This window comes from Hymenobacter antarcticus (assembly GCF_039539545.1).
Taxonomy (GTDB): domain Bacteria; phylum Bacteroidota; class Bacteroidia; order Cytophagales; family Hymenobacteraceae; genus Hymenobacter; species Hymenobacter antarcticus.
Window position 1 is genome coordinate 401,370 of sequence record NZ_BAABDI010000001.1, and the last position, 20,686, is coordinate 422,055.

Annotated in this window: 17 protein-coding genes and 1 tRNA gene; 10 read left to right on the forward strand and 8 right to left on the reverse strand. The window is 61.5% G+C overall.

Annotated elements, in window-relative coordinates:
• The first annotated feature begins 8 nt into the window (after window positions 1–8).
• Genes ABD819_RS01685 through ABD819_RS01695 form a run of 3 tightly spaced genes read left to right on the forward strand, consistent with a single transcriptional unit; the run spans window position 9 to window position 1,986 of the window.
• A complete protein-coding gene (locus ABD819_RS01685) occupies window positions 9–386 on the forward strand; it encodes a phage holin family protein (RefSeq protein ID WP_345120273.1) in 378 nt (125 codons plus the stop codon).
• A 6-nt stretch (window positions 387–392) separates the two neighbouring features.
• A complete protein-coding gene (locus ABD819_RS01690; protein WP_345120275.1) occupies window positions 393–1,229 on the forward strand; it encodes a hypothetical protein in 837 nt (278 codons plus the stop codon).
• Window positions 1,201–1,986 (forward strand): geranylgeranylglyceryl/heptaprenylglyceryl phosphate synthase, encoded by a 786-nt coding sequence (locus tag ABD819_RS01695; RefSeq protein WP_345120277.1) that lies wholly within the window; start codon window positions 1,201–1,203, stop codon window positions 1,984–1,986. The genes ABD819_RS01690 and ABD819_RS01695 overlap by 29 nt, the downstream gene beginning before the upstream one ends.
• 27 nt (window positions 1,987–2,013) lie before the next feature.
• Here the strand turns inward: ABD819_RS01695 and ABD819_RS01700 are convergent, their stop codons facing one another.
• The 3 genes from ABD819_RS01700 to ABD819_RS01710 form a co-directional block, all read right to left on the reverse strand.
• Window positions 2,014–2,373 carry a hypothetical protein gene (locus tag ABD819_RS01700; RefSeq protein WP_345120280.1) on the reverse strand — a complete coding sequence of 120 codons (360 nt, stop codon included), beginning with the start codon at window positions 2,371–2,373 and terminating at the stop codon, window positions 2,014–2,016.
• A 364-nt stretch (window positions 2,374–2,737) separates the two neighbouring features.
• Window positions 2,738–2,810, reverse strand: a tRNA-Thr gene (locus ABD819_RS01705).
• Between the two features lie 142 nt (window positions 2,811–2,952).
• A complete protein-coding gene (locus ABD819_RS01710) occupies window positions 2,953–3,825 on the reverse strand; it encodes a hypothetical protein (protein ID WP_345120283.1) in 873 nt (290 codons plus the stop codon).
• 289 nt (window positions 3,826–4,114) lie between these two features.
• On the opposite strand from ABD819_RS01710, the gene ABD819_RS01715 reads away from it, so the two are divergent.
• The 3 genes from ABD819_RS01715 (at window position 4,115) to ABD819_RS01725 (ending at window position 8,123) form a co-directional block, all read left to right on the forward strand.
• Complete coding sequence (locus ABD819_RS01715; protein ID WP_345120285.1) at window positions 4,115–4,384, forward strand: DUF4834 family protein; 270 nt, start codon at window positions 4,115–4,117, stop codon at window positions 4,382–4,384.
• A gap of 159 nt (window positions 4,385–4,543) precedes the next feature.
• Entirely contained in the window at window positions 4,544–7,084 is a 2,541-nt protein-coding gene (locus ABD819_RS01720) for a YfhO family protein (RefSeq protein WP_345120286.1), read from the forward strand.
• Between the two features lie 118 nt (window positions 7,085–7,202).
• On the forward strand, window positions 7,203–8,123 hold the full coding sequence (locus tag ABD819_RS01725) for a 1-aminocyclopropane-1-carboxylate deaminase/D-cysteine desulfhydrase (protein ID WP_345120288.1): 921 nt from the start codon (window positions 7,203–7,205) through the stop codon (window positions 8,121–8,123).
• Here ABD819_RS01725 and ABD819_RS01730 read toward each other — a convergent pair.
• On the reverse strand, window positions 8,076–9,305 hold the full coding sequence (locus ABD819_RS01730) for a glycosyltransferase family 39 protein (protein WP_345120290.1): 1,230 nt from the start codon (window positions 9,303–9,305) through the stop codon (window positions 8,076–8,078). The two genes, ABD819_RS01725 and ABD819_RS01730, sit on opposite strands and share 48 nt — an antisense overlap.
• A gap of 58 nt (window positions 9,306–9,363) precedes the next feature.
• Here ABD819_RS01730 and ABD819_RS01735 point away from each other — a divergent pair, with 58 nt between their 5' ends.
• On the forward strand, window positions 9,364–9,999 hold the full coding sequence (locus ABD819_RS01735; RefSeq protein ID WP_345120292.1) for a DUF4230 domain-containing protein: 636 nt from the start codon (window positions 9,364–9,366) through the stop codon (window positions 9,997–9,999).
• 117 nt (window positions 10,000–10,116) lie between these two features.
• Here ABD819_RS01735 and ABD819_RS01740 read toward each other — a convergent pair whose 3' ends face one another.
• Entirely contained in the window at window positions 10,117–10,623 is a 507-nt protein-coding gene (locus tag ABD819_RS01740; protein ID WP_345120293.1) for a regulatory protein RecX, read from the reverse strand.
• Between the two features lie 169 nt (window positions 10,624–10,792).
• Between ABD819_RS01740 and ABD819_RS01745 the strand changes: the two genes are divergently transcribed.
• The 3 genes from ABD819_RS01745 (at window position 10,793) to ABD819_RS01755 (ending at window position 15,528) form a co-directional block, all read left to right on the forward strand.
• Window positions 10,793–11,716 (forward strand): DMT family transporter, encoded by a 924-nt coding sequence (locus ABD819_RS01745; protein ID WP_345120295.1) that lies wholly within the window; start codon window positions 10,793–10,795, stop codon window positions 11,714–11,716.
• Between the two features lie 242 nt (window positions 11,717–11,958).
• Entirely contained in the window at window positions 11,959–14,607 is a 2,649-nt protein-coding gene (locus ABD819_RS01750; RefSeq protein WP_345120297.1) for a DUF5686 and carboxypeptidase regulatory-like domain-containing protein, read from the forward strand.
• A gap of 324 nt (window positions 14,608–14,931) precedes the next feature.
• Window positions 14,932–15,528, forward strand: a complete 597-nt coding sequence (locus tag ABD819_RS01755; RefSeq protein WP_345120299.1) for a hypothetical protein — start codon at window positions 14,932–14,934, stop codon at window positions 15,526–15,528.
• Window positions 15,529–15,627: 99 nt separating this feature from the next.
• Here the strand turns inward: ABD819_RS01755 and ABD819_RS01760 are convergent, their stop codons facing one another.
• The 3 genes from ABD819_RS01760 to ABD819_RS01770 all read right to left on the reverse strand — a co-directional run bounded on the left by ABD819_RS01760 (window position 15,628) and on the right by ABD819_RS01770 (window position 20,496).
• On the reverse strand, window positions 15,628–17,067 hold the full coding sequence (locus ABD819_RS01760; RefSeq protein WP_345120301.1) for an amidohydrolase family protein: 1,440 nt from the start codon (window positions 17,065–17,067) through the stop codon (window positions 15,628–15,630).
• A gap of 34 nt (window positions 17,068–17,101) precedes the next feature.
• Entirely contained in the window at window positions 17,102–19,105 is a 2,004-nt protein-coding gene (locus ABD819_RS01765; RefSeq protein WP_345120303.1) for an ATP-binding protein, read from the reverse strand.
• A gap of 464 nt (window positions 19,106–19,569) precedes the next feature.
• Window positions 19,570–20,496 carry a hydrogen peroxide-inducible genes activator gene (locus ABD819_RS01770; RefSeq protein ID WP_345120305.1) on the reverse strand — a complete coding sequence of 309 codons (927 nt, stop codon included), beginning with the start codon at window positions 20,494–20,496 and terminating at the stop codon, window positions 19,570–19,572.
• Between the last annotated feature and the right edge of the window lie 190 nt (window positions 20,497–20,686).

Consider the following 20,686-nt stretch of genomic DNA (forward strand, 5'->3'; position numbering starts at 1 on the left):
CGCGCCGTATGTTCTCCGACGACGACTCTTCTAAAACACCCCGCAACGACAGCCTGATTGGCAACCTGACCGGCTACCTCGACACCCGCATCGACCTGGTGCGCCTGGAGCTGCAGCAAAAAGTGTCTTCCGCGTTTGTCGGCACTATTCACGGGGTCACGCTGGCCATGCTTGGGTTGCTATTTGTCATTTTTGTCAGCATCTTCGCCGGCCTGGCCCTCAATTCTGCCCTCGATAGTGACTACTGGGGCTTCGGCATCGTGGCCGGTTTCTACCTGCTGCTGCTGATTCTGGTGCTGGTGGGGGTCGACAAAGCCACCTTTCAGGGCGTGGCTAACAAAGTTCTCAAGGACACCATCTATAAATCTGACAAACGCCAAGCCTAATCTGCTATGAGTGAGTTGCAAAATCCGTTGTTTGACGACGAAAAAGAATTTCTCGAACGCAAAAAACTCGAATACGAGCGGGCCCTGCGCGGCGACGTCGACCACATCAAGGAGCAGTCCGTGGTGGTGGGCAAGGTGGCGTTGGTGGGTGTCGGCATAGCCGGCGGCATCTGGCTTATCACCAAAGCATTCGGTAGCAAAAAGCGCAAGAAAAAGCGCGCCCAGCAGGCTGGTAATGACCACGACGACCACGAAGGCGAGTACTACACGGCTGCCAACGGCAAGCGCTACAACAGCGCGGAGCCCCACAAGTCGGCCGCTGCCTCAGCGCAGATATTTGAAGACCACCACGAGAATCAGCACGAGTCTGACGACCTGGGTTTCGGTTCGATGGCCTATAAAAATGCACACGCGGAGCCGGCTGAGCACTCGGCAACCTCCAAAGCCCGTGCCTTCGCCGACCCTGATTTTGAGGCCGACCCTTTCGAGGACCTGCCCTACGACGACAGCCGTCGGCTGCCGACCTCGCACGCTTTCGATGACGACCAGGAAGCCCGCGACAAAGTGCAGGCAACAGCGGCGCGCAACTCCCGCACGCGCATGATTGGCTCGGTGCTGCAGTCCTTTCTGCAGTCCGACACCGGCAAAGTGTTGGTGGCACAGGCGGGGGCCGTAGCCTTGGCCATCGTGACAAAAAAGGTGGGCGAGTTTTTCCCGGCGACCAAAAATTCCGACCTTGCGGCTTCCCCCGGTAGCGCCGCTGCCGCCAATGGGACTTCTCCCGTCGCCTCGCCTGCTCCTTCTGTCTCCTCGGATGCGTCCAATCCCCCCCAGTCTATATGACGCGTTGCATGCCCGGCAACAGCACGGCCGCAAGGCGCTGGCCGTATTGCTCGACCCGGATAACTTAGATGAAACCAGCCTGTTGCATCTGCTCGCCCTGAGCCAGGCGCATCCGGTAGACTACTTTTTCGTGGGGGGCAGCCTGGTGCTTAGTTCGCACCAGGCTGCCCTCATCACGTTAATAAAAGCGCATTCTGAGGTGCCGGTGCTGCTGTTCCCCAGCCACAGCATGCACCTCGACGGCCCGGCCGACGGCTTGCTGCTGCTCTCGCTCATCTCGGGCCGCAACCCCGATTTTTTGATTGGTCAGCACGTAGTGGCCGCGCCGCGCCTCAAGGCCAGTGGCCTGCAGCTGTTGCCCACCGGCTACATGCTCGTCGATTCGGGCCGGCCCACCACGGCTTCTTACATGAGCGGCACCACGCCCATGCCGCACAACAAGCCCGGCATTGCGGCCTGCACCGCCCTGGCCGGCGAGCAGCTGGGCCTGAAGCTGATGTACCTCGATGGCGGCAGCGGGGCCCAGAATCCCGTATCGGCGGCCATGATTGCGGCCGTGCGCGAAGCCGTGAGCGCGCCCATCATCGTGGGTGGCGGCCTGAATACGGGCGAGAAAGTATACGCCGCCCTGGCCGCCGGGGCCGACGTGGTGGTGGTTGGCAACCACATCGAAGCCGAGCCGGAATTTCTGGCCGAAGTAGCCGGCGTGGTGGCTTCGTTCAATCAGCGGGTACTCGCGCGCGAAGCGGTGCAGTAGTTACTGGCTTCCTGAAAGCCAGTGGAGTTAGCGAGTGCGCCGCAGCCGCCGCAACGCGGCCACCTTTTGGTCCCACACCCGGTTTAGCCTTAGCAGGAGCCAGCCGGTGCCCGAGGCCGCCAGTAGTTCGCCCAGTAGGCGTAGGGTGAGGCTTGCGGTCCAGGACAAAGGCTGGGCAAGCGTTTCGACAGTTAGCAGGGCGAGGCCCAGGCCAAACAAGGCCAGTGGGGCCAGCACGGGCAGATTCAGGCGGCGCACCAGCTGCTGTAGGGCCAGGGCGCAGAACGCCACTACCAAGCCGGTGCCGAGGACGATGCAACTATCGGCCCCGGCCAGCCCGGCCAGCTTCAGGTACCAGCCCAAGGTGGCCACAAGCAAGCTGAGCAAGATAAAAAGCCAGGATAAACGCGCCAGTTGTTTCATGAGCAAGGATGAAAATCAGCGGCCGGTTTCACCAGATAGCTGTCCGTTGAACCGAGGCCAGCATCGGAAAAGCAGGGCCGTAGTGAGGCAGGCGTAGTCCAGGTAGGAGACCGAACGAATTGAAACAGAAAGGCAAGGAGCAAATCTTGTCACTTTAATCGAGCGGCGCAATACCTGCTTTCGGGTATTTTGCTATGTATTTTTTCAGACCTGAGTAACTGGGAGCCTGCCAGCCCGAGCTAACGGGCGCGGGAATGGAAACGCAAAAAGCCCGAAAAACAACTTCTGCTAAGCGCAGAGAAGTTTTTCGGGCTTTTTTGTACTACTGAGCCTCTTATTGGACTCGAACCAACGACCTGCTCATTACGAATGAGCTGCTCTACCAGCTGAGCTAAAGAGGCTTATTGCCCGCCAACGGTTTTGGAAGGGACTGCAAAGATAAGCACCGCGCCGGAAGCCGCGCAACTCATCGGCCAGAAAAAGTCTGCGCTATTATATCGCGACGGTAACGGAAGCGAAGGTGCCGGCCGTAGAAATACTCCTTCAAGGATTGACCTGGCCAAAGTGGAAAGTGGCGTTGATAGCCGAAACAGGTTTCAAACCATAGCTAAAACCATTTTCCGTGTAGCTGCGACTGAAATAACCGTAGACTGGTCCAGAAAACTTGGCCGTGCTTCTAAAATACGAAAAGGAGTAAGCAGATTCAAGCGAGAGTGAAAATCTGGGATGGATAAAGAATTTTACTCCTGCAACGGGCGATACGCCCGCCCGGAGGGAGTGATAGTCGTAGCTGGTTGCCTCTCGCCGGCCAGTGGCATTGCGCAAGGTGCCTTCTTCGGTGGTAGCTAGATATCCCAGAAAAACATCATAGCCGTAGAAAAACTGGAATTTGCCGACTTGGTGCTGCCACTCATATCCCAAGGAGGTCGACAGGGAAATAGCGTTGTTTCGATTCAGGAAGTAGTAGTCACCAGAGGCCACGTTAAAGACAAGGGAGTCACCGGAAACCGACTGCTGGTTGCCACTTAAGTATAGCGTGGCTCGATAAGCGCCCTTCCGAAGGGGAATATTCGTCGCATTGGTCACTGTTTCATTTTTGCGTAGCATCAGGCGGGTCGAGCGGCTGTTGGTAAACACACCACTGTTACCATACCCATACCCGTAATAGCCATTGCCGCCTGCATATAATGAGTTGCCGTAGTATCCATTGGCATATACTTGATAAAAAGAGGGTAAAACGAAAGAAGCGTCAACACTGACATCCCATTCATAGCGCTGAAAGGAGTTCGGGTTTGACGCTCTGACCGGAGCGGACACCGGCACCGGAGAACTGATGATTGGAAGCGGTTTGTCGTTTTGTGCCTGTACGACTAAGGTTTTGAAAAATAGTAGGGCCAGAAAGGAAAAGTGCTTCACGAAAGGAAATAGAAGATGAGAATGAAAGGGTAGCGGTCAAAAGTAGGCAACAGCCCACCACTAGCGCAGGGAACCACTTTCCGGTCCTTCTTATTGTGTTAGTCAGGCCATATTCACTACGTTTCTTCCTGCTTCATCAAACGGGTTCGGCTTTTGTTGAGCACAGACGGGTTTGGGTAATGCCCGATGCATTTATGGCTTGAAGAAATGGCTGGTCAAACCAACGTACTGCCAAGCCGTCAGCCGGCACGGGCCGTACCTTGCGGTCATTATTTACGTTTGAAGCTTTATGCGTTTCTGGCTCATTCTGATTCTGGTTTTTTTCGCGGTTCGCTACCTGGCACCCATTGTATTGCGGTTGGTACTGGCCGGCTTCGTGCGCAAGCAGATGCGCAACGGCGGCTTTGTAGTGCCGCCCCAGGCCCGGCCCGACGGCGGCCGCCCGGCCACGCAGCCCGGGGAAGTACACATCGACTACGTGCCGCCCACGGCGCCGGAGCGCGACAAGCCGGCCGGGTTCAAAGGCGGGGAATACGTTGATTTTGAGGAGGTAAAATAATCGCGCGAGGTTTCGCGAGGGCAAAAGAGGTTTCGCAAGGGTTGATTGAGCGTCAACTTTGCGACACCTCTTTTCACCTCTTTTCACCTCGCGAAACCTCGCGCGAGCTGGTTCTACTGTACCTTCGGGCACGTTTTCATTTTCCCCAAAATTGCCCTGATGGCTGCTGTTGCTTCTGTTGCCCCTGTTTCATCCGCGCCGTGGTGGCAGCGGGCTTTGCCACACGTGCTGGCGGTGCTGTTCTTCGTGGTGCTGGCCTGCGTATACTTTTCGCCCATCATGTTCGAGGGCAAAACGCTGGCGCAGCACGACATCACCCAGTTTCAGGGCGGCGCGCACGAGGCGCAGGAATACGCCAAGGTGATGGGCAAGGAGGCCTTGTGGACGAACTCCATGTTCTCGGGCATGCCTACCTACCTCATCAGCCTGCACTTTCCGGGCGACTGGTCGACCTACCTGCAGAAGGCCATGACGCTGGGCCTGCCCGCCGTGGTGGCCAACCTGTTTCTGGCGCTGCTCTGCGGCTACATTTTGCTGGTGGCGCTGGGCGTGCGGCCGCTGGTGGCCGTGGCCGGGGCCGTGGCCCTGGGCTTTTCGAGCTACAACATTGCCATTCTGGCCGCTGGCCACAACACCAAGAGCCTGGCCCTGGCCTACGCTCCCCTGGTATTGGGTGGTTTGCTGGTCACGTATCGCCGCGATAAGTGGCTGGGCGCGGCCCTGTTTGCCGTGGGCCTTACGCTGAATATCCACGTCAACCACCTTCAGATTACGTACTACCTGCTGCTGCTGGTGGCCATTTTTGGCGTTATCGAGCTGGTTTCGGCTGCCCGCGCTGGCCGGCTGCCGGAGTTTGGCAAGCGCACGGCCCTGCTGGGCCTGGGTGCGGCGCTGGCGGTGGGCGTGAGCTTCGGCCGCCTTTACACCACCGCCGAATACAGCAAATACAGCAACCGGGGACCCAGCGAGCTAAAGACGGCCGCGCCAACCGCGCCCGGCCAGGCCCCGGCCGCCAACCCCGAAGATGCCGGCTCGGGCGTCGACCGCGACTACGCCTTTCAGTATAGCTACGGCGTGGGCGAAACCATTACTCTGCTGATTCCCAACTTCTACGGCGGGGCTAGCCAGATGCCGCTCAGCACCGATTCTAACCTGGCCAAAGCCGGTTTGCCCGCTGAATATCTGGCGGCTATGCCCACCTACTGGGGTCAGCAGAGCTTCACGGCCGGCCCGGTATACATGGGTGCGGTGGTGTGTTTTCTGTTTATTCTAGGGCTGTTCGTGGTGGATAAGCGCACGCGCTACTGGCTGCTGGCGGGCACCATTCTCTCCATTCTGCTGGCCTGGGGCAAGAATTTTGAAACCTTCAACTACTTGGTTTTCGACCTGCTGCCGGGCTACAACAAGTTCCGGGCGGTGAGCATGGCGCTGGTTATCGCGCAGCTGGCCATGCCTATCCTGGGCGCGCTGGCGCTCAGCCGCGTGCTGGGCCGAAGGGAGTTAAGAGTGAAGAGTGAAGAGTTAGGAGTTGCTAGTTCGGAGAAACTCTTAACTCTTAACTCTCAACTCTTAACTAAGCAGGTATTGTACGCCGGCGCAATTGCGGCGGGGCTGTGTGTGCTGGCGTACCTGGCCAGCTTCAGCTTCGATTTCTCGGCTCCGATTGATGGGGAATTGACCAAGCAGGGCTTCACCCCGGAACTGCTGGGGGCCTTGCGCGCCGACCGCGCCGACCTGCTCCGCAACGACGTGTGGCGCGGGCTGCTCTTCATTGGGGCGGCGCTGGGCGTGCTGTATTTCCACCTGCGGGGCAAATTGGCGGTGCTGCCGGCGGCGGCCATTATGGTGGCGCTGGTGCTGGTAGACCTGTGGGGCGTGGACAAGCGCTACCTCGGCGAGAATAAATTCCAGCGCGAAACCATTGCCGAGGAATTCCAGCCCAGCCCGGCCGACCAGCTGATTTTGCAGGATAAGGACCTGAGCTACCGCGTGCTCAACCTGCAAAACCCCTTCAACGAAGCCCAGACTTCCTACTTCCACAATAGCATCGGGGGCTACCACGGGGCCAAGCTGCGCCGCTACCAGGACCTCATCGAGCGCCAGATTTCGACCAACAACCAGCAGGTGCTCAACATGCTGAACATGCGCTACCTCATCACCGGCGACGCCAAGCAGCCGGTGCAGCGCAACCCCGGTGCGCTGGGCAATGCCTGGTTTGTGAGCGAAGTACAGCCCGTGGCCAGCCCCGATGCCGAGATGGCTGCCCTCAACACCATTAGCCCGGCCACCGTGGCCGTGGTAGATGCCAGCAAGTTTCCGCAGCAAAAGGCCGCTACCTACAACATCGCCGGCTCTAGCATCGCCCTCACCGGCTACAGCCCCGACGAGCTGAAGTACCGCTACAACGCTACCCAGGCCGGCCTGGTGGTCTTTTCCGAAATCTACTACGCCGATGGCTGGCAGGCCTTTATCGATGGCAAGCCGGTGCCCCACATCCGGGCCAACTACGTGCTGCGGGCCCTGCAAGTACCGGCCGGCGCGCACACCATCGACTTCAAATTCGAGCCCAAATCCTACGCCGTGGGCAACGGGGTGTCGCTGGCGGCCAGCATCGCGCTGCTGCTGGCGCTGCTGGGCGTGGCCGGGTACGTGGCCCGCCGCCGGGAGCGCAGCGAGGAAGAGCTGGCAGTAGCGGTCTAGCCGGCGCTACTGCTACCGCTACCGTTGGGACATTGAATTTTTAATTCAAAATTAAAAGTGAAAAATTAAAAATGACCGAGCCTGCATTTTTAATTTTTCAGTTTTAATTCAAAATTCAATGTCCCAGCATTCCCTCATCCAGGAACTGCGCGAACCCGTGGCGGCGGCCCACGGCGTGCGGCTCTTGCTGTGGCGCGACGACCTGGCCAACCCCGACCTGCCCGGGAATAAGGCCCGGAAGCTGAAGTACAACTTGGTGGCCGCCCGGCAGCAGGGCCACCATACGCTGCTCACGTTTGGCGGGGCTTACTCCAACCACATTGCGGCCGTGGCCACGGCGGGCCGGCTGTTCGGCCTGAAAACCATCGGCCTGATTCGGGGCGATGTGCCGACAGTCGGAACCCCGCTCAACCCCACGCTAGCCCAGGCCGTGGCAGATGGCATGGCGCTGCACTACCTCGACCGGACGGCCTACCGCCGCCGGGCCGAGCCGGGATTCCTGGCTGCGCAACTAGCGCAGTTCGGCCCGGCCTACGTGCTGCCCGAGGGTGGCACCAATGCGCTGGCCCTGCCCGGCTGCGCCGAGCTGGTGGCCGAAGTCCGGCAGCACGTTGAATTTGATGTGCTGGCTGTGGCCGTAGGCAGCGGCGGCACGCTGGCGGGCCTACTCACTGGCCTGGCCGGGCGGCAGCATGCGGTAGGCGTGGCCGCGCTAAAAAACGGTGGTTTCCTGCGAGCTGAGGTGGATGCGCTGACGCGGCAGGCCACGGGTGAAATATTCAGCAACTACTCGCTGCAAACCGGCTACCACGGCGGCGGCTACGCGAAATACTCGGTAGAGCTGCTGGCGTTTATCGAGCAGTTCCGGACGCGGCACGGGGTGTTGCTCGACCCCATTTATACTGGCAAGCTGCTCCTTGGTGTGCTGGATATGATTGAGAACGGCTACTTCCAGCGCGGCAGCACGGTGGTAGCCATTCACACCGGCGGGCTACAAGCGTGGGCCGGCTGGGAGGCAAGGTTTGGGCACCGAATGTAGAGCCGCGGACTGAGGCGTTTCTGCCTCAATGGAAGCCTTCCAAAGTCGTTGCAGCTCCAGCGCTGCCAGCACGAATACCACCGGCAGCACCGGGGCCAGAAACCGCACGTCCCAGTCATCAACCGTGAGCATGACAATAGCGGTTTGGAGCAGAAACACGGCCGCCAGAAATACCCGCGCCGGCTGCCAGATGCTGGCCCGCCGCGCCCCGCGCCCCGCCAGCCAATAGGCCGGCCACAGCACCAGTACCCCCACGGCCCGGTGCGCCAGCGAGTAGTGCGGCTTGAGGTAGCTGACGAACACGAACAGCTTACCCAGCATCAGCCGGCCCAAATAAATGGGATTGTGCGCGGCGAAATAGAGCACCCGCGCCACCGGCCCGGTGCCGTTGGGCGGCATCTGCAAGGGCGCGGCCTGATGCACGGCCCAGAGCTGGTAGCGGAAAATCAGCTCGCCGCGTTGGTAGGTGTCCATCAGGTAGTAGGTGGCGAGCTGGTGATTGAGCGCAAGCCACAGCAGCGGCGAAAGCAGCACCAGGGCCAGCAGCGCCGCCCGCCACGGCCGGCGGTCGGGGGCCCGGCGCAGGGCATCGAGGCCGGCCAGAGCGGCGGCCAGCGCTACCATAAACCCGTTGGGGCGGGCCAGTACGGTAAGCACCAGAATGACTATGAGCAGCGCCCAATCGCGGGGTCGGCCGCGTTGCAGGCGGGTGAAAGCCCCAAACGAGAGCGCCAACAGGCTGATAAACAACGACTCGGTGAGCAGGAAAACGTTGAACTGCTGAATATCGGGCCAGGCAATGAAGAGCAGCGTGGCCAGCGCGGCCGCGCCACTTTGCCCGGCGGCCAGGCGGCGCGTGCCCCGGTAAATGGCCCGCGTGGCCAGCGCCGAAACAGCCATCTGGCCCGCCACGATGCCCCACCAGCCCAGCCCCAGCCAGAGCCATAGGCTTTGGAACAGCGGGTAGAGCACGTAGCGCAGGTTGTGGCCGGGCTCGAAGTAGCCGCACTCGGCAATGTTGGCCGCGTAGGCCAGGTAGCGGGAGCTGTCGTTGGCGGAGTGCGGCCCGTGGAACTTGCCCAGAAACAGCAGCTGCACCAGCACCCACAGCCCCGCCAGCAGCGCCCGGTGGTAGGGCCACAGGCGTCGGGCCAGCAATCGAACGAAGTCAGGTACGCGCATCAAGCCACAAAGCTAGCCCGCCCCAACGCCACGCCCCAACCTGCGTACTTTATACCCTATGAATCTCATTCGCCTCGTTCGTCGCCTGTTGCCGTTGTTGTTTTTAGTGGGCCTGGGCTGGTTTCTGTGGCAGAAAATCGGCCCCACCCTCGATGGCCTCAACTCGTTGAATGCCGAGCCCAAAGTCACCGTCACCCACAATACCGTGCTCACCCAGGTAGAAGCCCTGGGCAAGCTGGAGCTGGTGCGCTACAAGTTCAAAGACATTGTGGAGTACCGCAAGGCCAGCCGCTACCCACTGCTACCCGATGCCAAAGTAGCCCTCGTGGTGGGCGGCGAAGCCGTGGGCTGCCTCGACCTGCGCAAAATCCGCCCGCAGGATGTGGTGTTTGAGGGTGATACCGTGGTACGCGTGTACTTGCCCGCGCCCGAGCTGTGCTCCTTCCAGGTGCGGCACGACCAAAGCCGCGTATTCAGCACCGAAAACGGCTTTTTTCAGGATGCCGACCTCGTCGACCAGGGCTACAAATACGCCGAAGTGCAGGTGCGCAACGCCGCGCTGCAAGCCGGTATTCTGGCCCAAACCCAGCGCAACGCCCAACAGATTCTCGTGCCCATGCTGCGCACCCTCACCGGCCGCCGCGTAGTGCTGGGCCAGCAACTGGTGATGCCGAAAGTGGGGCCGAAGCAGTAATGCAGAACGTCATGCCGAGCGCAGCCGAGGCATCTCTACCGCGTAAGTAATTAAATTAGTATTGAGGTAGAGATGCTTCGGCAAGCTCAGCATGACGTTCATTATGGCAACACAGGGTTACTCCTCATCCTCCGGCACTTTTCCCAAGTCGTCCAGCGCCATTTTTATCAAGTCCTGCTCGTACCCTTTCCCCGTCAGATACTGCGAGATTTTCATGCGGCGCACTCTGGGGTTTTTCTCCTTTTCCTGGCGGTCCTTCTTCTCCATTAAACTAACCAGGTTCTGGTAATATTCCTCGCCGTCAATCTCCTTCATGCCCGATTTGATGCAGTATTCGCTGAGGCCTTTTTGCTTGAGGTCCTGCACGATGCGGCGGCGGCCCCATTTCTTGTGGCGGTAGTGTCCGCGCACGAAAGACTGGGCAAACCGCTCTTCATCCAAGAGCTTCTCGCGGCTCAGGCGGATGATGATTTCGCCGGCCTCGTCCTCGTCCAGGCCGTAGGATTTCAGCTTCAGCGCTACCTCCTTCTGGTTGCGCTCCTGGTAGGCGCAGAAGGCGGCGATTTTTTGCAGGGCCTCGCCGGGCGTGTACTGCTTGGGGGCTTTGTCGGGAGATTTGAACATGTAACAAGTATCAATTAACAGGTAACAATTGGTTGGTACCACGCGGTGCGCGATGGATGTCCGAAGCGGCGCATTTCTAACAATGCCGGCTGAAGTTCGTTACCCGTGCCTAGTTGCCAGACGGAAATACCCAAACGATAGATGAGGGTTGTCGGATGTTAATCGGTAAATGCTAAATAACCTCACGCCCGGCGTTCGGCAAATGCTGCTCAGTACCCTGCTCTTCGCGGGCATGAATGCCTGCGTGAAGCAGCTGCACCACCTGCCGGCGCTGGAAATTATTTTCTTTCGCTCCATCTTTTCCATCGTGGTCAGCTACGTGGCTCTGCGGCGGCTGGGCGTGGCCCCGTTCGGCAATAATCACCGCCTGCTCATCAGCCGGGGCAGCACCGGGGCCCTGGCGCTGATTTGCTACTTTCTGGCCTTGCAGAATCTGCCGCTCGCCACGGCTGTCACGATTCAATACCTGGCCCCCATTTTCACCACGGTGCTGGGCATCTGGCTGGTGCGCGAGCCGGTGCGGGGCTGGCAGTGGGTGTTTTTCGGGCTGAGCTTTGGCGGGGTGCTGCTGGTGCAGCAGGGCGGGCCCGCCGTGGCGCACGTAGCGCAAGCGGCCCCGGGCGCGGGCCTGCTCTACCTGGGTATTGGGGTGGTGGGGGCACTGGTTTCGGGGCTGAGCTACAACGCCATCCGCAAGCTGCGCGGGCGCGAGCACCCGCTGGTCATCGTGTTTTATTTCCCGCTGATTTCATTGCCCATCGCCGCCGTAGCCTGCCTCTTCAACTGGCAAACCCCGCACGGCACCGACTGGCTCTGGCTGCTGGCCTGCGGGGCGTTCACGCAGGGCGCGCAGCTCACCATGACGCGGGCTTACCAGCTGGAGCGCCTCAGCCGGGTGGCCCCGCTCAACTACCTGGGTATGTTCTACGCGCTGGGCCTGGGCTACCTGTTTTTTGCCGAAACCTTTGGGCCGCTGGCCTACGCCGGCATGGCCCTGGTGCTGCTGGGCGTGGGCCTCAACGCCTGGTATGCCGCCCGGGCCGATGCCCGCGCCGCTGCCCTGCCGCCCCTGGCCGAGGAAGTAGTGGCCTGAAAACCGGACAGCGGCTCGCGCCAGCGAGAAGCGGTGGGAACGTGTGCCCCGAATTTCCAATTCGGCCCGTGCGCGCCAGCAGGATTGGTCGTGCCAACAACCTGCACGGGCCGAATTGGAAATTCGGGGTACACGTCCCCGCCAATACCAACCGCTTCTCAGGCAACCGTTGGCGCGGCAGCAGCATCAGTAGTAAGCCGGCCGTACCTTGGCTGCACCTTTTCTGCCAATTATTACTGGTTATGCTGTTCAATACGCTACGTTTTATTGCCCTGGTATTGGTGCTGACCAGCGCCCCGTTGCTCAGCCGTGCCGGCGTTATCAAGGGCACGGTGCGCGGGGCCAATAAGGAAGGGCTGGCCTTCGCCAACGTGGCCGTGCGCGGCGCGGCCACCAGCACGGGGGCCAACGAGCAGGGCCAGTTTCAGCTGCGGCTGCCGGCCGGGCAGTACGAGCTGGTGTTTCAGTACGTGGGCTACCGGCCGCACATTGAGCCGGTGCGCGTGCCGGGCGGCGACTCCACGCTGACCGTCAACATCACGCTCCAGCCCGAGGCCTACAACCTGGGCGAGGTGCTGGTGAAATCCTCGGACCGCGACCCGGCCTACGCCATCATTCAGCAGGCGCAGCAGTGGCGGGCCTACCACAAGCGCGAGGTGGCCGCCTATCGGGCCCGCATCTACATCAAAAGCCTGGGCCGCATCAACGACACGCCGGCCAAAATCATGGGCCTGTTCAAGCTGGGCCCCGACATCAAAAAGGGCATTTTCTACCTCTCCGAAAGCCTGTCCGATTTCAGCTTCACGCAGCCCAACATCGTGAAGGAGCGCATGATATCGAGCCGGGTGAGCGGCGACTCGCGCGGCCTGAGCTTCAACCGGGCCAGCGCCGGGCGCAACCTGGGCTTCTACGAGAACCTGATAAAGCCGGCTTTTTCGGAGCGCGGGTTCGTGTCGCCCATCGCGGCCAACGCCATGCTCTTCTACAAGTATGAGCTGGTGGGCAGCACCCCGCAGGGCGGCGTCACGGTGCACAAAATCCGGGTGCTGCCGCGCCGCCGCACCGACCCGGTTTTCGCCGGCTTCATCTACATCGTCGACGACTCGTGGCGCATTCACTCCGTTGATTTGAACCTGGACCAGGATGCCCAGATTGACTACGTTGATAACCTGCACATTGCCCAGCAGTACGCCCCCGCGCCCGGCAACTCCAACGTCTGGCTCATCCAGTCGCAGCAGGTCACGGCCAACCTGTCGGGCCTGGGCTTCAAGGGCTCGGGCTACATCAACGCCGTGCTGTCCAACTACTCGAACGTGGTACCCACCTACCCCACGCCGCCCGTGGCCAAGGCCGCCCCGCCGGTAGTGGCCGAGGGCAAGGACGCGGCCCCCATCGGCCAGGAAACCGCCGCCCAAATCCGGAAGCGCAAGCCCGACCTGCGCGGCCTCAACGGCCAGGTGCGCCAGAAAGTGAAGCAGGCCCGGCGCGACTCGCTTCGCAACGACCCCTTCGCCCGGATGGGCCGCAACGAAGTGCAGCTGGTGGAAAAAGGCGTGAACGAGCGCGACTCGGCCTACTGGGACCAGGTGCGCCCCGTGCCGCTCACCGACGAGGAAACGAAGGACTACCGCACCAAGGACAGCACCGAAGTCCTCCGCCGCTCGCGCCCCTACCAGGACTCGATGGACCGCAAGCGCAACAAGTTCGAGCCCATCAACCTGGTGCTGGGCGGCTACACCCACCAGAACACCTTCCGCAAACGCTCGGTGTCCGTGCTCCCCCTGCCCCAGATTTTTCAGTACAATACCGTGGAAGGGGCCGTGCTCAATGCCCAGGCCACCTTCAGCCAGCGCACCGACGACCGGCGGTTTTTTAGCCTCACGCCCGTGCTGCGCTACGGTTTCAGCAGCGAGCAGCTCAGCCCCAGCCTGAACCTGGCCTGGCAGCTGCACCCCGCCAAGCGCCAGCAAGTGGGCCTGTTGGCCGGCCGCACCATCGAGAACTTCGATAAGAACTCGCAGCTCACGCCGCTCATCAACACGGTCTACACGCTGCTTAATAACCGCAACTACGCCAAGCTCTATCGCCGCGACGGGGCCGAGCTGAGCTACCTCTCCGAGCCCGTGAACGGCCTGAACCTGCGCGCCACCGCCGCCTATTTCGACCGCCGCCAGCTCGACAACACCACCAACCGCCTGCTGCGCGACGTGCCCGGCCGCGCCTTCACCCCGAACCGGCCCCTGAGCGACGAGCTGGCCGATACCGGCTTCGGCCGCAGCCAGCTGCTCACCGTGGGCCTCTCGGCTGACTACCGGCCCGGCCAGCGCTACATCAACCGGCCCGATGGCAAGTTCAACCTCGGCTCGAAGTGGCCCACCTTCAACGTGCAGGGCCGCCTGGCCATTCCGCGCGTGCTGGGGGCCGATGTGCGCTACCTACTGCTGCAAGCCGGCGTGCGCGATAATGTGCCGCTGGGCCTGCTGGGTACCAGCAACTTCCAGGTGAGCGCGGGCGGCTTCGTGGGCCGGCAGGAAGGCATGACCTTCATCGACTACCGCCACTTTTCCGGCAATCAAACCATCCTGGCCGGCAACTTCAGCAACTTCCAGCTGCTCGACTACTACCGCTTCAGCACCAACAACACCTACATCGAAGCCCATTACGACCACCATTTCAACGGCTTCTTTTTCAACAAAGTCCCGCTCTTCCGCAAGCTGAAGTGGCAGGAAGTGGCCTCGCTCAACTACCTCACCACCGCCCGGGCCGGCCACTACGTGGAGCTGGGTGCCGGCGTCGAGCACATCCTGAAAGTGCTGCGCGTCGATTTCTACTCGGCCCTGCAGAGCGGGCAGCGGTTGGGCACTGGCTTCCGAATTGGATTCGGTTTCTAGCCAGAGGCGTTGCGAAGGCACCGCAAAGGAGTTTAGGTAACTCGTCTCCAGGTGGCGTTTCGTAAACTTTGAATGGTAAACCAGTTTCCTGAACTTTAACCAAGCCACGGGCGCAACCCTCAGCTTGCGCAGAGGCAAAAAGCTAACTGTTCAGGGAAAGGAGGGTTTATTTTGGCTGGCTCGTGTGGAAAAGGAGGTGCTTTGTACTCTATACAAAAAAGCCGGTCGTTCCATCCTCCCGAAGGAGCCGATGCCCCCGTTCCCACCTGGCTCTTCACAGCGTACTCTCTTCCTATGAACCGGACTTGTTTCGCTTTCCTGCTCTTGACATCCCTGCTTCAGGCGCGGGTCGTCGTTGCGCAACGGCCTGCCTGCGGGGCACAGGGCTACAACCAAGAGCGGGCCGCCCGAAACGTTTACAGTTACCTGGTCAAAGGGAACCATTTCACGTATTTTACGGCTGGCCCCTACCACCAAGCGGTGTTTCCCACGAAAGTGGCGCTTCGGAAAACGAGCCAACTGAAAATCATTCCCGTGTTGGCGGTCACGCACCTGGAACGCCTCGTGGACACGGCATCCGCCGCCGGGTTGGAGACGCTCTTTCCCCCCAGTTACTGCCACTTTGCGGCGCTCCTGCTGCGCGACCGGGTGCCGGTGGCCCTGATAGTTTCTTTCCCGCAGCAGCAACAAAAGCACGCGCGGTTGTCCCGTTTTGGCGTGCACCGCACCGTGGCCTTAAACCACGTGGCCGACACGTTTTATGCCCCGGGCGTCTGTCTGTTTTACGACGTGACGTTGCGAACCTATGCCTATGTGAACAAGGGTGCTTACGTGTTTTGGAATGAGGAACTGAAACAATTTTCCGAGGTACAGGGCGTGGCGGGGTATCGGCAGTTGTACCGCCGTGGCGTCCCTCGTTGACCAAAGGGCAGCGAAACCAGCCGTGCGGGTCACCTCTCGTGCAGGCATGACCTCTAGTTTCCGTTTACCAAAACGGTGGAATAGCTAAACCGTTTCCGCTTACCGATTCCGGATACTTCGCATCAGGCTGGTCAGCGTCGCGGCCGGGTAGGCCTTGCCCCGCGAAATCACCGCATCAATGTTTTTGATATTGGCGATGTTTTCCAACGGGTTGCCGGTCAGCAGCACCAGGTCGGCATCCCGGCCCGGGGCGATGGCCACCGTGCGCTCGGCCACGCCCATGAAGCGGGCCCCGTTGATAGTGGCTGCCTGCAGGGCCTGCAGCGGCGTGAGGCCGGCCTGCACCAGTAGCAGCAGCTCCTCCTGCAACGACGCGCCGGGGTAGATGAACGAGTTGAACGGCCCGCTGTCGGAGCCGGCCAGGATGGGAACGCCGGCGGCCTGCATCTGCGGTATCAGGCTCAGGAATTTGGCTTCCAGCTTCTGGTTGAAGTTGCGGGTTGCCAGCGACTGCTGGCGGGCACTGGCTAGCCGGCGCTGGTAAGTGGCCTGGATTTTTGGGTCGATGTAGGCCAGCAGGCTGTCCTGGGCGTGGTCGTTTTCGGGCAGCTCCGTCAGCGTTTTGCCGATGTGGAGCGTGGGCACCACGGCCGTGCGGTGCCGGGCCATGAGCGCGAACGTGCGGGCGGCGGCGGCGGGGCTGTACGTGTCATACACGGCGGGCAGTACCGCGAACAGGCCCAGCGGTTTGGGCGTTTTCAGGCTGTTGCGCACCAGCGCCGTGAGGCTGTCCTCCTTGCCGGAGCAGGCTTTGAAGACGTAGTACAGGTGCTCGGTGGCGTCGAGGCCGCGCTTCACGGCCTCGCCCAGGGTCACGGAGTAGGGCATATGGCCGGTGGTTTTCAGGCCGCGCCGCTGGGCCAGCCGGATGGTTTCGAGGTAGGCCGCGCCCGAGATTTTGCTGTCGTAAATCTTCACGTAGTCCACCTTCAGCCGTTGCAGCGAGTCGAGCGCCCGGCGAATCTGGGCCGGGGTTTCCACTTCCAGCGAGCCGGGCCAGTAGGCCTTGGGGCCGTCAATCTTGGGGCCGGAGGTAAAGATGCGCGGCCCGGCCAGCTGGCCGGCATCCATGGCCTGCCGCCACTGGAAAATGCTGGGGGTAAGGTCGCCGCCCGCGTCGCGCACCGTGGTCACGCCGTGGGCCAGAAACAGCGCCAGGCTTTTTTTATTGGCCGCCGCCAGGCTGTCGCCGCCCCGGAAGTGTACGTGCATGTCCCACAGGCCTGGGATGAGGTAGCGGCCGTTGCCGTTCACGTACTGCCGGGCGGCGTAGCTGTCCTTATCAGCCGGCTGCACTTCCACGATTTTACCCCGCGAAATAGCCACTACCTGGTTGGGCGTGAGCTGCCCCGTAAGCACATCGACCAGCGTTACGTGGTTGATTACCACATCATAAATCGGTAGCTTGGTGGGGCGTCGGGCGCAGGTGGTCAGCAGCAGGGCCAGGCTCAGGCCGAAAAAAACGCGGGGAAATTTCATGCAGAAATAAGGGGGCAAACGACGGGTACAATCATCAGGCCGGCACGCGCACCGTGAATTCGGTGAACGCGCCCTCCCGCGATTCCACGCTCAAGGTACCACGGTGGCCCTTCACCACGATGTCGTGCGAGAGGGAGAGGCCCAGGCCGGTGCCATCGCCCATCGGCTTGGTGGTGAAAAATGGCTGAAAAGCCTGCGCTGCTGTTGCCTCCGACATGCCAACGCCGTTGTCGTGCACCCGGATTTCTACTTCTTCTCCCACGCGCCGGGTGCTCACGCTCACCAGCGGCCGGTAGCCGGTTTCGCCCTGCTGCTGGCGGTGGCGCACCGCATACAGCGCGTTGGCAAACAGGTTGAGCAGGGCCCGGCCCAACTCGCTGGGCACTACCGATATCTGCGCCAGATTGGCCCCAAAGCTGGTGTGCAGCTCAACGGCCGTGGTGCCGTCCGGCACGGGCGAGCCGTAGTAGGCCAGGCGCAGGTTTTCTTCCACCAGGGCGTTGAGGTCGACCAGCTCCTGCTGGCTGGTGCCGGTGCGGGCGTGGGCCAGCATGTCGGCAATGATGGCCGAGGCCCGCTGCCCGTGCTGGCTGATTTCGCGCAGGTTTTGCCGCAGGCCCGCCAGTATTTCCTGCTCCAGGCCCGGGGTGCGGTCCCGGGCCGTTGGCCTGGCATCAGGGTCGAGCAGGGCTACGCTCACGTTGGCAAAGTTCTGCATGAAGGCCAGTGGGTTTTGCAGCTCGTGGGCGATGCCGGCCGATAACTCGCCCACAAACGCCCACTTCTCGGCGGCTACCAGCTGGGTTTGGGCGGCGCGTAGCTCCTCCAGAGCCTTGCTCAGGTCGTTGCGCTGGGCTTTTATCTGGCTGTTGCGTTCGCTGAGCTGGGCATTGACCCGGCGCTGCTGCTGGCTGGAGCGCCAGAACAGCAGCGCCATCAGCAACAAAAAAACCAGACCGGCCAGTAGTCCAGAGCGCTGGTAGCGCACGGTTTGCCTTTCACCGGCCTCGCGCTGCCGCACCTGCCGCTGCTGCTCATTGAAGGACAATAGCTGCAGCTGCTGAAACTTCTCGGGCCCAAATAGCTGGTCGTGCGCCGTGATGTATAAGCCCTGGTAGTGAAAAGCACTATCCACGTTGTGGCGCGCCTGGTAGAGGCGGGTCAGCAGGCTGCTGGCCTCCATTATCGTGAGGCGGAACGATACTTTTTGGGCGGCCTGCACGGCCAGTCGCGCGTGTACCAGGCTGGAATCGGGCTGGTGCAGGCGCTGGTACAGCATGGCCATGTGGTAGTGCGTCATGGCCCGGTTGCGCAGGTCGTTGTTGGCATAGGTCTCGCGCTGGGCGCGGCGGTAGTAGCGCATGGCCTCGGCGGGGTGGCCCAGGCGGGCTTGCACTACGCCCATGTTGCGCAGGGCCAGCGCCGCCGCCAGGCGCGGGCGCGGGTGCCGGGCAATGAGCTTTTCGGCTTCCTGCTGCCGCAGCAGGGCCGAGTCGAGCACGCCCAGCTTTTCGTAGCAGCTGCCGATGTTGGTGACTGAGCCGGCCAGCCAGTGGGGCAGGTTGAGGCGGGCATAAAGTGCCCGGGCCCGCGAGTAGTAGTAGATGGCCTGGCGGTACTGCCGCAGGTCGAAGCTGATGTTGCCCAGGGCGTTCTGGCTGCTGGCCTCGCCTTCCAGGTCATTAGTCTTCTGGCTGATTTCCAAGGCAATCAACTGGTTGGCAAAGGCTTTGGGCAGCTCGCCCCGCTCCCGCAAAGCGGCTCCTATCATGCCCTGGGCCCGGCCCCGGCCCTTAGCAAATCCCACCTGCCGGGCCAGCTGCCAGGCCTGCTGGGCCAGGTGCAGGGTCGAGTCGGGCCGGGAGGCCCGGTAGGTATGGGCCAGCTTCAGCAGCAGCAGCACCCGGCTGGAGTCGGCCGGGGTATGGGCCAGTATCCCGCGCAGGCTATCGGTGCCGGCCGTTTGGGCCTGGGCCGGGTACGCCAGGCCGGCCAAAAGCAGCCACAGGGACAGCAGTCGCACGGCGATGAGTGGCATAAGCAATACTGGAAAGAAAGGAAGGAAGAGGTACGCCTTGCCATTGCGGCAAGCGCACATTGAGCGCGGTAGCAGACGTGGTAGCAGGTGAAAAAGCCAATGCGCAGCGTTGCTAATGCAGCAGGGCAGCCGATTGTTTCCGGCCTTAGCAGACTGTCGCTGCGCGCAAGAATTTACGAATACGCAGGAATCAAAAATTCGGATTTATTGCCTTCGTATTCAAGAAGATTACAGCGGGTGTGCCCCGCGCAGGCCCAGGCTGGAAATTGATAACTACTGTTACGCAGCAGTATGTAGCGCGGACTTTGTAGTCCGCGAGTCAGCGCCGTGTAGTGGTTGTAGCGGCGCAGACTCGCGGACTACAAAGTCCGCGCTACATGCCCCGAGGCGCTGTAACAATGAGCGTGCGTAACAGCAGTTGATAACTCTCACCCCGCCAGCTGGCTAACGATAGTAGCCGGGTTTTAGCGCCACCGTACTTTGTCTCCGGCTTTGCCCGCGTGCAGCCGCGCCGGTACACTGGCCAGAATCAAGTCGCGCAAAGCTGTCAGCAGGGTGGTTCGCACAAAGCCGTGGTGCACCACCAGGCTCACCTCGCGCACCGGGGCCGGCGCCTCAAAGCGCTTGAGCAGCGGGTTGGTATCCACTTCGTCGAGCACGGCCAGCTCGGGCACCAGCGTGTAGCCGCTCTGGCGGCGCACCAGCTCCTTCAGCGTTTCAATCGAGCCACTCTCGTACGTGATGGACCCGCTGGGCGAGGCCGGCCCGCACAGGTTAAGCACTTGGTTGCGAAAGCAATGGCCCTGCTGCATCAGCCACAGGCCGGGCGCTTTCAGGTCGGCGGGCTGCACGGTGGCCTGCGCCGCCAGCGGGTGGCCTGCCGAGGCCAGCACCAGAAAAGGCTCATCCAGCAGGGGCAATTCGCGCAGCTGCCGGTCGTCGAGGGGCGTCACCAGCAGGCCCACATCGAGGCGGTGGTCTTTGAGCTGCTGCATGATTTCTTCCGAGCGCAGCTCCTCAATGCGTACCCGCAGGCTGGGGTAGGCCGTGGTGAGGCTCACCAGGAAGCGCGGCACCAGGTAGGGGGCCAGCGTGGGAATTACGCCCAGCCGCAGCTCGCCCACTACTTCGCCCTTTTCGGCCTGCACCACCTCGCGCAGCTGTTGGGCCTCGCGCAGCACCAGGCGGGCCTGGGCAATGACTTTGGTGCCAATTGCCGTGGGTTCGGCTCCGCGCTGGGTGCGGTCGAAAAGCAGGACGCCCAGCTCTTCTTCCAGCTTTTGCACCTGCACACTGAGGGCGGGCTGGCTCACATGGCATTTGTCGGCGGCCAGGCCAAACTGGCGGTGCGTGTCCAGAGCCACGAGGTAGGTAAGCTGTTGCAGGTTCATGTATCAAATATAATCACGGGTTATAACATCGGGAACGTAATCAATTTTGATTATGAACAGGAGAGGCATATATCCGTTTTATTCCCGATATCCGCCTGGGCATGACCTCGGCCAAAGACTTGAGTGTGGGGGTCGAAATGTTCACCCAACATGTGCCCCAGCCGTCGCTGGCGGTGTAACCTTTCCCCCG